10 protein-coding genes are annotated in these 12912 nt (G+C 68.9%); 7 read left to right on the top strand and 3 right to left on the bottom strand.

From position 1 onward, the window contains the following. Window positions 1-44 precede the first annotated feature (44 nt). On the bottom strand, window positions 45-1736 hold the full coding sequence (gene ptsP / locus C5B97_RS15210; RefSeq protein WP_104312849.1) for a phosphoenolpyruvate--protein phosphotransferase: 1692 nt from the start codon (window positions 1734-1736) through the stop codon (window positions 45-47). Window positions 1737-1890: 154 nt separating this feature from the next. Between ptsP and C5B97_RS15215 the strand changes: the two genes are divergently transcribed. The 7 genes from C5B97_RS15215 (at window position 1891) to C5B97_RS15245 (ending at window position 10285) form a co-directional block, all read left to right on the top strand. Beyond that, window positions 1891-2979, top strand: a complete 1089-nt coding sequence (locus tag C5B97_RS15215; protein ID WP_104312850.1) for a YihY/virulence factor BrkB family protein — start codon at window positions 1891-1893, stop codon at window positions 2977-2979. Between the two features lie 62 nt (window positions 2980-3041). Beyond that, window positions 3042-3890: an exodeoxyribonuclease III gene (locus C5B97_RS15220; protein WP_104312851.1), complete on the top strand. Its 849-nt coding sequence runs from the start codon at window positions 3042-3044 to the stop codon at window positions 3888-3890. A 49-nt stretch (window positions 3891-3939) separates the two neighbouring features. Beyond that, window positions 3940-4947, top strand: coding sequence for a tryptophan--tRNA ligase (trpS, locus tag C5B97_RS15225; protein WP_104312852.1), 1008 nt, complete (start codon window positions 3940-3942; stop codon window positions 4945-4947). Window positions 4948-5039: 92 nt separating this feature from the next. Then, entirely contained in the window at window positions 5040-5777 is a 738-nt protein-coding gene (locus tag C5B97_RS15230; protein WP_104312853.1) for a polyprenol monophosphomannose synthase, read from the top strand. Between the two features lie 15 nt (window positions 5778-5792). Then, window positions 5793-6425 (top strand): GTP cyclohydrolase II, encoded by a 633-nt coding sequence (ribA, locus tag C5B97_RS15235; RefSeq protein WP_104312854.1) that lies wholly within the window; start codon window positions 5793-5795, stop codon window positions 6423-6425. 238 nt (window positions 6426-6663) lie between these two features. Next, window positions 6664-8076 carry an MFS transporter gene (locus tag C5B97_RS15240; RefSeq protein ID WP_104312855.1) on the top strand — a complete coding sequence of 471 codons (1413 nt, stop codon included), beginning with the start codon at window positions 6664-6666 and terminating at the stop codon, window positions 8074-8076. Between the two features lie 202 nt (window positions 8077-8278). Then, a complete protein-coding gene (locus C5B97_RS15245; RefSeq protein ID WP_258068303.1) occupies window positions 8279-10285 on the top strand; it encodes an ABC transporter ATP-binding protein in 2007 nt (668 codons plus the stop codon). Between the two features lie 458 nt (window positions 10286-10743). Here the strand turns inward: C5B97_RS15245 and C5B97_RS15250 are convergent, their stop codons facing one another. Together C5B97_RS15250 and dacB are read right to left on the bottom strand one after the other, a co-directional pair. After that, window positions 10744-11310, bottom strand: a complete 567-nt coding sequence (locus tag C5B97_RS15250) for an isochorismatase family protein (protein ID WP_104312857.1) — start codon at window positions 11308-11310, stop codon at window positions 10744-10746. A gap of 63 nt (window positions 11311-11373) precedes the next feature. Continuing rightward, window positions 11374-12786: a D-alanyl-D-alanine carboxypeptidase/D-alanyl-D-alanine-endopeptidase gene (gene dacB / locus C5B97_RS15255; protein ID WP_104312858.1), complete on the bottom strand. Its 1413-nt coding sequence runs from the start codon at window positions 12784-12786 to the stop codon at window positions 11374-11376. Between the last annotated feature and the right edge of the window lie 126 nt (window positions 12787-12912).

Below are 12912 nucleotides of genomic sequence, written 5' to 3' on the forward strand. Positions count from 1 at the left end.
TCAGCGCGGCCGCGCGGCGACGCGCTCGGCCTCGGATCGAGTGGCTAGACCTCGACGACCGGCACGGCCGTCGTGATGACGCCGCGCGTCGCGAGCGCGTCGACGACGCGGCCCTTCGCGCCCTCTGCCGACTTCGCGAAGATCGCGAGATGCGCGATCTCCTTCGCCTGCTCGAGCGTGACGCGCTTGAGTGCCGCGCGGACCTCGACGAACGCGGGCGGCGCCATCGAGAGGGAGCGCACGCCGAGCCCGACGAGCACGATCGCGAGGTTCGGGTCGGCCGCGGCCTCCCCGCACACGCCGACATTCTTCTGGTGGTGCTCGCCAGCGTCACCGATGCGCTCGATGAGTCGCAGCACGGCCGGGTGCCACGGGTCCTGGAACGCCGCGACGCTGCCCAGCAGGCGGTCCGCGGCCAGCGTGTACTGCGTCAGGTCGTTGGTGCCGACGGAGACGAAGTCGCTGGTCTCGAGGATCTGCTCGGCGAGGAGCGCTGCCGAGGGAACCTCGATCATGCTTCCCGCGGTCATGAGGCCGTACTCGCGGGCGAGCGACGTGAAGTGCTCGCTCTCGTGCGCGTCGGAGACCATCGGGGCCATGACCCAGACCTTCGCCTCGGTCGCGGCCTGCGCGTTGGCGAGCGCCTGGAGCTGGTCGCGGAGGATCTGCTCCTTCTTCATGAGCACGCGGATGCCGCGGAGCCCGAGAGCCGGGTTCGGCTCGTCGGCCTCGGTGAGGAACGCGAGGGGCTTGTCCGCCCCGGCGTCGAGGACGCGCACGACGACCTTCTTGCCCGGGAAGTGGGCAAGTGCGGCCGTGTAGTCGGCCGTCTGCTTCTCGACCGTCGGGGCGGTGTCGCTGTCGAGGAAGAGGAACTCGGTGCGGAAGAGGCCGACGCCCTCTGCGCCGAGTGCAGCTGCACGCTCCGCGTCGGCCGGCTTGCCGATGTTTGCGAGGATCTGCACGGGTGTGCCGTCTGCGAGCTCGCCGGGCTCGACTGGGGCTGCCTTCATCGCCGCGACGCGGTCGATCTCGGCCTGCGCCTCAGCGATGCGCTCCGCGCTGGGCTCGGTGATGACCTGCCCCTTGGCGGCGTCGACGACGATCGTCATGCCGTCGAGCAGGCTGTCGGCCTCCTTGACGGCGACGACGGCGGGGAGGCCCTTCTCGGCCGCGAGGATGCCCGTGTGCGCCTTCGGGCTGCCGTCGCGCGTGACGAGTGCGAGCACCTTCGACAGGTCGAGCTTCGCCGTGTCGGCCGGCGCGAGGTCGTGCGCGACGAGGATGAACGGGGTGTCGCTCGAGGGGACCTCGGGGGCGGGGACGCCGCGGAGCAGGGCGATGACGCGCTGCGAGACGTCGCCGAGGTCGGTGGCGCGCTCAGCGAGGTAGCCGCCGAGGCTCTTCAGCATCTCGGCGAAGGAGGAGAAGGACTCGAAGACAGCGCGCTCGGCGGTCTTGCCGGCTTCGGTGGCCGACTTGATGCTGTCTGCAAGCGACGGGTCCGCAGCCATCATGGCCTGCGACTCGAGCACGTTCTTCGCGGCGCCGTCGACCGTCGCCGCGCGAGCGGTGAGGGCCTCGCCGGTTTCACGGAGTGCCTCGATCGCTCGCTCGTACTCGGTCGCGGCGTCGCCAGTGGCGCGCTCGTCGGCCGGCTCGGGGAGCGGATCAGGCATGCGCAGGACTTCACCGAAAGCGACGCCGGTCCCGACGCCAAACCCCGTGTATTTCATAGCAACTCCTTCGTGCTGGTAACTCAGACAGCGTATCGGCACAGCAACGTAGGCTTCGACCGTGACCGAGCAAAACTCAGGCAAGAGTTCGCGCAGTTCCACGTTCGCGCCGCCGTTTCCGAAGTTCCCCCCGGAGGCGCCGTTCGGCGAGCGCATGAAAGCGCTGATCGCCTGGGCTCAAGCTACTCGCCCTGCCCGAGTCTTCGCTCATTTCGGGGCAAGAAGCGCCTCGGTACTCGCCGGCGGCATGGCGTATTCCGCTATCTTCTCCATCTTCGCGGGTATCTGGCTCCTCTTCTCTGTAGCGGGCATCTTCCTCGCGACCAGTCCGGAGCTGCGCGACGGGCTCATCGGAGTGCTCAATTCCTCGCTTCCGGGCCTGATCGGGGAAGACGGCGCCATCGACCCGAGCCTGCTCGAGAACACCGGCGCATTCGGCTGGGCGAGCGCCATCGCGCTGGTCGGTACCCTCGGCACGGCGCTCGGCTGGCTCGCCCAGGCGCGCACGGGCATCCGCACGATCTTCGACGTACCCGTCGCCACAAAGCGCAACTTCGTCGTGCAGAAGCTCGTCGACCTGGGCTTCCTTCTCGCGTTCGCGATCGCCCTCGCCATCTCGGCGGCGCTCACCGTGCTCTCCTCCACGTTCCTGTCGTCGCTGCTCGAGACCGTTGGCATCGACGAGTCGAGCGGCTTCGCGCTGGTCGTCATCCGCATCGTCACGGTGCTGATCCTGCTCGCGTTCGACACCGTCGTTCTCGCCGGCATCCTGCGCATCCTCGCCGGCCTGCGCATCCCGACCCGTTCCCTGTTCTTCGCCGCATTCCTCGGGGCGATCATCATCGGCATCCTGAAGCAGATCTCGACCGCGCTCATCGGCGGCGCGACGAGCAACCCGCTTGTCGCCTCCTTCGCCGTCCTCCTGGGCCTCATGATCTTCCTCAACCTGCTCTGCACGGTGCTACTGCTCACCGCCTCGTGGGTCAAGGTGACGATGGATGACATCGGAGCGTCTCCGAGGCTCCTCACCGCGAAGGAAGCCAGGGAGGAGTCGACCGACACCATCCTGCGCGCCGAGCGTCAGAAGATCGCGACCGAGGTCATCGAGGCGAGGGAGCGCCTCAACTCGGCGCCACGCTTCTTCCGCTGGAAGGCGATGGCCGAGTACCGCTCCCTGCTGCGCGAGCAGCGTCGCGTCGAGGCCGAGGCCCAGCGTCGCCGCTTCGAGGGCGGACGGGTCTAGCGTCGGTTGGAGCGAGGGCGCCCCGGGGCCCCGTGTCGGTGGTCGCGTCTAGACTCGAGCCCATGCCAAAGACCATTCGCATCGCGTCAGTGAACGTCAACGGAGTCCGTGCCGCCTACAAGAAGGGCATGGGCGAGTGGCTCGCTGAGCGCGACGTCGACATCCTCGCGCTGCAGGAGGTGCGTGCACCCACCGAGGAGCTGCACAAGCTCATCGACACGGCCGACTGGGAGCTGCACGACCACCTGGCCACCGCGAAGGGGCGAGCAGGTGTCGCGATCGCGTCGCGCATCCCGATCCGCGAGGTCCGCACCGACCTCGGGGCGGAAGACTTCGACTCGGCCGGCCGCTGGCTCGAGGCCGACTTCGACATCGACGGCACTCCGCTGACCGTCGTGAGCTGCTACGTGAACTCGGGTGAGGCAGACACGCCGAAGCAGGACGAGAAGTGGAAGTTCCTCGACGCCATGAGCGCGAGACTCCCCGAGCTGCAGGCGCACAGCGCGCACTCGCTCGTCGTCGGCGACCTCAATGTCGGGCACACGAAGCTCGACATCAAGAACTGGAAGGGCAACGTGAAGCGAGCAGGCTTCCTGCCGCGCGAGCGCGCGTACTTCGACCGCATCTTCGGGGAGAGCGGTGCCAGCGTCGAGGGTGCGGACGGCTCCACCGGCACCGGGCTCGGGTTCGTGGATGTGGGCCGCCGCCTCTCCGGCGAGGTCGAGGGCCCGTACACCTGGTGGTCGCAGCGCGGCCAGGCCTTCGACAACGACACGGGCTGGCGCATCGACTACCACGTCGCCACCCCTGACCTCGCGCAGCGGGCCGCCAGCTACGCCGTCGACCGTGCGGCGAGCTACGACACTCGCTGGTCGGACCACGCGCCTGTCGTCGTCGACTACACGTTCTGAAGCACCTTCCCACTCGCGTCACCAACCGCACGACCCCGAGGAACAACAGATGACCAAGCCCGTGCTCTTCTCCGGCATGCAGCCCTCCGCCGACTCGCTCCACCTCGGCAACTTCGTGGGCGCGCTCAGCAACTGGGTGCCCATGCAGGAGGACCACACGGCCATCTACTGCGTCGTCGACCAGCACGCCATCACGGTGCCGTTCGAGCCGGCGTCTCTGCTCGAGCGCACCCGGGTGACGGCGGCGCAGTACATCGCGGCCGGGATTGACCCCGAGCGCTCGATCCTCTTCGTGCAGTCGGCCGTTCCCGCGCACGCGCAGCTGCAGTGGGTGCTCTCCACGATCACCGGCTTCGGCGAGGCCAGCCGCATGACGCAGTTCAAGGACAAGTCGCAGCGCTACGGCACCGACACGACCACCGTCGGCCTCTTCACCTACCCCGTCCTCATGGCTGCCGACATCCTGCTCTACCAGGCAGCCTCCGTGCCGGTCGGTGAAGACCAGCGCCAGCACATCGAGCTGACGCGCAACCTCGCCGAGCGCTTCAACTCTCGTTTCGGAGAGACCTTCGTCGTGCCGGAACCGCACATCATGAAGGAGACGGCGAAGGTCTACGACCTGCAGAACCCGACCGCGAAGATGTCCAAGTCGGCCGAGTCCGACGCCGGACTCCTGCGGCTCCTCGACGACGAGAAGGTCACGCGCAAGAAGATCATGCGCGCCGTGACCGACGCCGACGGCGAGATCCGCTTCGACCGCGAGGCCAAGCCCGGCGTCTCCAACCTCCTCACGATCGCCTCGGTCCTCTCCGGATCGACGATCGACGACGTCGCCGCCCAATACGCGGGTGGTGGGTACGGCGACCTGAAGAAGGGCCTCGCAGAGCTGGTCGAGTCGACCTTCGCGCCCATCCGCGAGCGCACCATCGAGCTCCTCGCCGACCCGGCCGAGCTCGACCGCATCCTCGCCCGAGGCGCTGAGCGCGCCAACGAACTCGCGCTCAGCACGCTCGATCAGGTCTACGAGCGGGTCGGGTTCCCGAAGCCGATCCGCTGAGTCTCCGCACCGCCAGGTCGTTGCATCAGGGCGCTCTGCACAGCTCACGAGATCGCATCATTTCCGGCTCCTCCCCGCGCTAGGATGACGCAATGCCCGAAACGCTCGTCATCATCCCCACCTACAACGAACGCGAGAACGTCCGCTCCATCGTGGACCGCGTTCTTGGTGCCGACTCGCGCATCCATGTGCTGGTCGTCGATGACAACAGCCCGGACGGCACCGGCGAGATGGCCGACGAGATGGCCGCGGCGGATGAACGCGTCAGCGTGCTGCATCGCGCAGGCAAGCTCGGGCTGGGCACCGCCTACCTCGAGGGCTTCGCCATCGCAGCGGAGCGCGGGTACACCTACGTGTTCGAGTTCGACGCCGACGGATCGCACCCGCCGGAGCGGCTGCCCGAGATGATCGACGCCCTCGACGCCGGCGCTGGCCTCGTCATCGGCACCAGGTGGATGCCGGGCGGACGCACCGAGAACTGGCCACTGCAGCGCCAGATCCTCTCCCGGGGAGCGTCGATCTACGCGCGCGTGCTGCTGCAGAGCAAGATCCGCGACATTACGGCCGGCTATCGCGGCTACCGCGTCGCCCTCCTCCAGGGCTTCGACCTCACCCGCATCAAGAGCGCGGGCTACTGCTTCCAGATCGAGATGGCCTGGCTCTTCGAACGATCCGGCATCCGCGTGAGCGAGGTGCCGATCACGTTCGTCGAACGCCAGGAAGGCGCCTCCAAGATGTCGAGCGACATCATCGTCGAGGCAGTCTGGCGCGTCTTCGCGTGGGGCCTCGGCTACCGACTCGGCGCATTCTCGCGCCTGGCCGGTCGGTAGAACGAAAGCGATTCCATGAGCGATTCCCCAGCGTCCATCACCTTCGAGGCGGAGACCTCGATCCCCACCAGGCACGGCGTGCTGCGCTTCCGTGCCTACACCGATGAAGCCAACGGCCAGCTGCACCTCGCGATCATCTCCGGCGAGCCGGAGAACGGCGCCATCGTCCGAGTGCATTCCGAGTGCCTCACCGGGGAAGCCTTCGGCTCGCTGAAGTGCGAGTGCGGGCCACAGCTCGACGCCTCCCTCGAGGCCATCGGCAGAGACGGTGGCATCGTGCTGTACCTGCGCGGCCACGAGGGTCGAGGCATCGGCCTTCTCAACAAGCTCCGCGCCTACGCCCTCCAGGAACAGGGGCTCGACACCGTGGATGCGAACCTCGCGCTGGGCCTGCCCGCCGACAGTCGCGCCTACACGGCCGCCGCGCAGATGCTCGACGACCTCGAGATCTCCCGCATCCGCCTGCTCACGAACAACCCAGCGAAGGCTGAGGCGCTCGAAGCCCACGGCATCACCGTCGAGGAGCGCGTGCCCCTCGAGGTCGGCCGCGAGGATGCGAATCTGGCGTACCTCACGACCAAGGTCCAGCGCATGGGGCACATCATGAGCGAGCTCCCACAGCTTCCGGGTGACGACGCCGCGAGCTGACCTGCGCCACGCCGTCGCGTCCGGGCCGCCGCGCGCTGGGTAGGGGGCCAGCGAACGCGACGAATGCGGTGTAACCTCTTCTCGGCCGGAAGCCACAAGCATCCGGTCGAACTCGCGTCAGCAGACCTGCAATCAACCGGGCCGGGCGCGTTCCATCCACCGCTGCTCTGAGTTCCTGCACCGCGCAACCCGCACCGAAACCGCGTCTCACCAGCGAGCCAGCTGTCTCAGGAGCAACGTGTCATCCCCCAGCAAGACCACGCCAGGTGCATCGGCCGAGGAGTTCGAGGTCAAGAACTCCCGCGGGAAGGTCCTCACCGCGAGCCTCGTCGGAACTTCCATCGAGTTCTACGACTTCTACATCTACGCGACCGCGGCAAGCCTCGTCTTCCCCGCTCTCTTCTTCCCGAACGACAACGAGACGACGGCGCTGCTCGCCTCGTTCGCCGTCTTCGGTGTCGCGTTCATCGCGCGCCCCATCGGCTCCATCCTCTTCGGCCACTTCGGTGACCGCATCGGCCGCAAGGGCACCCTCGTGGCGACGCTCCTCACCATGGGTATCGCGACCTTCGCGATCGGCCTCCTCCCAACGGCGCTCACGCCGGGCTGGGAGATCCTCGCGCCGACGCTGCTCGTCATCATGCGCTTCTGCCAGGGCCTCGGGCTCGGCGGCGAGTGGAGTGGCGCCGCCCTCCTCGCCACCGAGAACGCACCGGCGGGCAAGCGCGCCATCTACGGTACGTTCCCGCAGCTCGGCGCCCCGATCGGCTTCATCCTCGGCAACCTGCTCTTCGTGCTGCTCTCGCACTTCATGAGCGACGAGACGTTCTTCGCGTGGGGCTGGCGCGTGCCGTTCCTCCTCAGCGCGATCCTCGTCATCGTGGGCCTCTGGGTGCGCATCAGCCTCATGGAGACGCCCGCGTTCGAGAAGGTCGTTCAGGCCGGCGAGGTCTCCAAGGTCCCGCTCTTCGCCGCGTTCAAGAGCAGCTGGCGCCAGATCATCCTCGGCACGTTCATCATGCTCGCCACCTACGTGCTCTTCTACATGATGACGGCGTTCACGCTGTCGTTCGGCACCAAGGCAACGCGCGAGCAGGCTGCCGCGAAGGCGGCCGAAGCCGGGGAGCCCTTCGACCCGAGCACCTGGGTGCCGGGGCTCGGGTACCAGCGCGAGACGTTCCTCATCATGCTCATCGTGTCCGTCGTGTTCTTCGGCATCTTCACGCTCGTCTCCGGCCCGTTGGCCGAGAAGTACGGGCGCCGCAAGATGCTGCTCTGGACAACCGGCGCGATCTTCGTCTTCGGCTTCGCGATGACGCCGCTCATCGGCCTGCACGAGTTCTTCGGCCCGCAGGCGATGCTCATCATCGGTATGACCCTCATGGGTCTCACCTTCGGCCCCATGAGCGCCGTCCTCCCCGAGCTGTTCCCCGCCAACGTGCGCTACACGGGCAGCGCGATCGCCTACAACCTGTCGAGCGTGTTCGGTGCCGGCTTCGCGCCCACCGTCTTCATCGCCCTCTGGGCGTTCGGCGACGGCAGCCCGTTCTGGGTCGGCGTGTACCTCGCCGGTGCGGCCGTGCTGACGTTCGGTGCGCTCCTGCTCTCCAAGGAGACCCGCGACATCGCCTACGTGACCAACACGAAGTAGCTCTCGCACCTCGCCGACGGGGCCGCGCATCCATTGCGGATGCACGGCCCCGTCCTCGTCGCTCGCCCGCGTTCGGCCAGGCGAGTCGTTCCAGGTCGCGCCGGGTACCCTTGGCGGGTGCGCGCACACGACTGCGCGCCATCGGCGTGCGCGCACTTCAGCGCGCTGCGGGCGAAAGGCCAGGAGTTTGGGCGACAAGCCAGTGAGTTCAGCATCGGTGGGCGGCGAGGACACGACGCAGAAGAAGCGGGGTGGCTTCCTCGGGCGTCCGCCTCGCGAGGCATCCGGTGCGCCGAGGGCCACGTTCAAGCAGCTCCTCCCCCACCTGCTGGTGAACAAGCCGCTCCTCGCCGGCATCATCGCGATCAGCATCTTCAGCTCGGCGTTGAGCCTCGCGCAGCCGCTGCTCGTCAACGTGCTCATCGGGCAGGTCGAGGTCGGCACGATCGCCGCCTGGGTCGTCTGGGTGCTTGTCGGCGCTGTCGTCCTCGGTGCGATCGCGAACGGCGTCCAGCACTTCCTCCTGCAGCGCACTGGCGAGTCGATCGTCCTCAACACCCGCCGTCGTCTCGTCGCGAAGCTGCTGCGGCTGCCCGTCGCGGAGTTCGACGCCCGCCGAACGGGTGACCTCGTGTCGCGCGTCGGCAGCGACACCACGATGCTGCGGGCTGTCCTCACGCAGGGTCTCGTCGAGGCCATCGGCGGTGCGCTCACCTTCATCGGTGCCGTCATCGCCATGATCGTGCTCGACGGCGTGCTCTTCCTCATCACCTTCGCCGTCGTCGTCGTCGCGCTCCTGCTCGTCGTCGGCATGTCGATGCGCATCCGCGAGGCCAGCGCCGCAGCACAGCAGAAGGTGGGTGACCTCACCGCATCCGTCGAGCGGGCCATCTCTTCCGTCCGCACCGTGCGGGCGTTCGGGGCGACCGAGCGCGAGGAGCGCCTCGTCGACGCCGACGCCGTCGGGGCGTACCAGCGCGGCCTCGACGTGGCCCGCATCTCGGCGTTCATCGTGCCCGTCGCGGGCTTCGCCATGCAGGGCGCGCTCATCGCGGTGCTCGGCGTCGGCGGGCTCCGCGTCGCCGCCGGCGACCTCAGCATCGCCAACCTCATCGCCTTCATCATGTTCCTGTTCATGATGATCATGCCCCTCGGCCTGTTCTTCGGTGCCCTCACGGCCGTCAATACAGCGCTCGGCGCCCTGGGCCGCATCGAGGAGATCATCGCCATTCCTGAAGAGGGGTCAGGCGACCGAACCGAGGCCCCGCTTGTTGTCCTCGAAGGGCCGGCGAACGAGCACGGGGCTCCGGATGCGCCCGCCGTCGAGTTCGACGCGGTCTCCTTCCACTACCCAGAGGACGTCGTGCGCGCCCGCGCCGCCCGCGAGCGTGCCGCCGCGAGACTCGAGACGATCCGCCGCGAGTCCTCACGCGGCGGCATGGCAGCGGCCATGACGGGCGCCGCATCCGATCCCGACGCCCGGCTCTTCGCCGAGGACGGCGCGCAGGCACGAGTCGAGGCGCCCCTCGTGCTCGACGGCGTCAGCTTCGCGCTGCGTCGCGGTGAGCGTCTCGCCCTCGTCGGTCCCTCAGGCTCCGGCAAGTCCACAGCCCTCGCCCTGCTGGAGCGCTTCTACGACCCGACGGGCGGAAACATCCGCCTCGGCGGCGTCGATCTGAGGTCCATCGACCGGCAGCAGCTGCGCGCGCAGCTCGGCTACGTGCAGCAGGATGCGCCGGTCCTCGCCGGCTCCCTGCGAGAGAACCTGCTCCTCGGGCGGCCGGACGCCGACGACGTCGCCTGCGAGCAGGTGCTGCGCGAGGTGAACCTCGGCGACGTGCTCGACCGCAGCGACGACCGCCTCGACACCCAGGTCGGCGAATCAGGCGTCATGCTCTCCGGGGGCGAGCGGCAGCGCCTCGCCATCGCGCGCGCGCTGCTCTCAGCCCCGCCCATCCTGCTGCTCGACGAGTCGACATCCGCCCTCGATGGGGCCAACGAGCGACTCATGCGCGACGCGCTCGACAAGGTGTCCGAAGGCCGAAGCGTCATCGTCATCGCCCACCGCCTCTCGACCGTCGTCGACAGCGACGAGATCGTCGTCCTCGAGCATGGCCAGGTGCTCGGCCGCGGCAAGCACCTCGAGCTCGTCGACACCGTGCCTCTCTACCGCGAGCTCGCGCAGCACCAGCTGCTGCTCCCCCGCTGACTCCGCGGCGACCTGCGCCTTCGGCCACGCCCACGCCCACGGTTCCGGGATGGGACGGGATGGAAAAGTCGCTCCGTGCTGGGAAACTTTCCAGCACGAAGCGACTTTTCCATCCCGAATGCCTGAGGTCGAGACCTGATCAGCGCGCCCGGGGCGGCGGCGCACGCGGCACGAGCGGCGCTCGGCGTGCAAGTTTCGGGATGGGTTGCGCGCTTCGGGATGGGGTACAAGCCATCCCGAAGCGTGCAAGCCATCCCGAAATCAGGTGCCTGTCCACGCCGCGGACGCAGACGCAGACGCGGACGCGATCCGATCCGGTCCGATCCGATCCGACCGCCATACGCCGTCTCGGTATGGGATAGTGACGTCGCTCGGGGAAACTTTCCAACACGAAGCGACTTTTCCATCCCGAGAACCCGGAGGTCGGGACGCGGGCAGTGCGACGAAGGGCCGGGGCGCTACTCGACGGTGATGCCGGCGGCGCGGAGCTCTTCGAGGGCAGCCGCACGCGTCTGGGGGCTGACGGCGGAGGTGAGTCCGTCGATGACGCGCACCGCGAACCCGGCCCGTTGGCCGTCGAGCGCGGATGCGCGCACGCAGTGGTCGGTCGCGATGCCGACGACGTCGAGCTCGTCGACGCCGCGTGCGCGCAGTGCGTCGGCTAACGTCTCGCCGTCAGCCGTTGCGCCGTCGAAGGCGGAGTAGGAGGGCGTTCCCTGGCCCTTGAAGATGTGCAGGTCGACGAGCTTCGTGTCGAGGGCGGGGTGGTAGTCGGCACCGGCTGTCCCCGCGACGCAGTGCTCCGGCCAGCTGTCGACGAAGTCGGGCTGCGCGTGGAAGTGCCCGCCGTTGTCGCTGTCCGCGTCGTGCCAGTCTCGGGACGCGGCGACGACGTCGTACTGCTCGCGGCTGCTGGCGAGGTGCTCGGTGATGCCGGCGGCGACGGCCGCACCGCCGTCGGTCTCGAGGGCGCCGCCCTCGGTGAAGTCGTTCTGGACGTCGACGATCAGCAGTGCACGGCTCATGTCACCAGTCTGCCGCAGGCCACCTGGATGGGCCAGGCGCACGTGGACCGCGCACGGCGTGCGTCACCAGTTGGCGAGGGACGCTCCGCACGAGTAGGTGCGCGCGGCGATGGTGTCGAGGGCGTCGCGGTTCGCGGGCGTGACGGCGCCGACGACGAAGAACGCGAACGTGAGCCTGCTGCCGTCCGCGGCGGTCAGGTAGCCGGCCAGGCCGTAGACCTCGTTGATCCAGCCGGTCTTCGCGGTGATCGCCCCCGGGGGCACTCCGAGCGGCGTGAGGCGCGACTGCAGGGTGCCCGTCTGGCCTGATGCGGGGAGGTCGTCGAGCAGCTGGGAGGCGGCGATGTCGGGCTGCGAGATGGTCTGGAGGAGCTCTGCGACCAGCTCGGGCGGCACCCGGTTGTCAGCGGAGAGGCCGGATCCGTCAGCGAGCACGAGTCCGCTCGTGTCGAGGCCCAGCGTCGTGAGCGCCTGGCTCGTGGAGTCCTGGATTGCGCCGAAGTCCGTTCCGACGCCCTGTTCGATCGCCACGAGGCGCGCGAGCATCTCGGCGACGTTGTTGTCGCTGTCGATGAGCGCGTAGTGCACGAGTTCGGAGACGGGTTGCGACCAGACTTCGGCGAGGAGCTTGGCGCCGTCCGGCGCAGACCCGCTCGCTCCCGTGGTCGCGGCACCGAGCCTCGTGGCGAACGCTGCGGCCGCGGCCCCGCTCGGGTCCTCTGTGCGGGGCGAGACGAGGCTCGCCGGGTCCTGGCGTCCGCCGTCGACCATGAGCGCGGAGATGGGGCTGATGTAGCCGTCCGTGCGGTCGGCCTGGGACCAGGAAGGCTGCCATTCGGCGCCGCTGAAGGCGGATTCGTCGACGAGGACCTGGGTGGGCGCCGTGCCGGACAGGCTCGGGTCGTTCGCCCATGCCGTCCGGGTCTGCGCTGCGAGGTCCGCGAGGGTGCCGGTCGCTCCGGAGTAGTAGCTGCCGGCGCCGCTGTCGGTGGAGGCGAGCGTCACGTCTCCCCCGCCGACGATGACGACCGTTCCGGGCTCGCTGCCGGCGTAGACGCGGGTCGGGATGCGGAAGTCGGGGCCGAGCACCTCGATCGCGGCAGTCGTCGTGAGGAGCTTCATGACGGAGGCCGTCGGGACCGCATCCGTCGCCTTCCGCTCGTAGACCGTCTCGCCGCTCTGGGTGTCGACGACGACACCGTGGAAGTCGAGGGCCCCAGCGGCACTGGCGACGTCTTCGATGGAGCACGTGCGCACGGGCTCTGCGGCGGCGGCCTCGACGGGGGTCTCCCGGACGGCACCGAGCGTCTTCGGGGCGAGCTCCTGGGCCTCGCCCGCGAAGGCAGGGGCCGCGACGGCGAAGCCGCCTCCTCCCGCGGCGAACCCTGCGCCGAGCGCGAGGACGCCCGCGAGGGTGAAGCCGATCAGGCGGCCAGCACCTGGGCGCTGCGTGCGCGCGCTGCCTGAGCCGGCCATGTCACCTCCGAATGGAACCTGGGCGCCCCGCGTCTCGTGACGCCGCGCCAAGGTGCCAGTCTAGCCAGCGCTCGAGTGCGTGCCGTCTGACGTCGGGCATGCGACCCAGGCCATCGGTCGCACAGT

It is taken from the genome of Pseudoclavibacter sp. RFBB5 (assembly GCF_002931555.1).
Lineage (GTDB): Bacteria > Actinomycetota > Actinomycetes > Actinomycetales > Microbacteriaceae > Pseudoclavibacter.

What these genes read in the sequence shown, in the direction of transcription:
- trpS (WP_104312852.1), top strand. Translation starts at nt 3,940, where the DNA reads ATGACCAAGCCCGTGCTCTTCTCCGGCATGCAGCCCTCCGCCGACTCG.
- C5B97_RS15230 (WP_104312853.1), top strand. Translation starts at nt 5,040, where the DNA reads ATGCCCGAAACGCTCGTCATCATCCCCACCTACAACGAACGCGAGAAC.
- C5B97_RS15250 (WP_104312857.1), bottom strand. Translation starts at nt 11,310, where the DNA reads ATGAGCCGTGCACTGCTGATCGTCGACGTCCAGAACGACTTCACCGAG.
- dacB (WP_104312858.1), bottom strand. Translation starts at nt 12,786, where the DNA reads ATGGCCGGCTCAGGCAGCGCGCGCACGCAGCGCCCAGGTGCTGGCCGC.
- C5B97_RS15215 (WP_104312850.1), top strand. Translation starts at nt 1,891, where the DNA reads ATGAAAGCGCTGATCGCCTGGGCTCAAGCTACTCGCCCTGCCCGAGTC.
- ribA (WP_104312854.1), top strand. Translation starts at nt 5,793, where the DNA reads ATGAGCGATTCCCCAGCGTCCATCACCTTCGAGGCGGAGACCTCGATC.
- C5B97_RS15220 (WP_104312851.1), top strand. Translation starts at nt 3,042, where the DNA reads ATGCCAAAGACCATTCGCATCGCGTCAGTGAACGTCAACGGAGTCCGT.
- ptsP (WP_104312849.1), bottom strand. Translation starts at nt 1,736, where the DNA reads ATGAAATACACGGGGTTTGGCGTCGGGACCGGCGTCGCTTTCGGTGAA.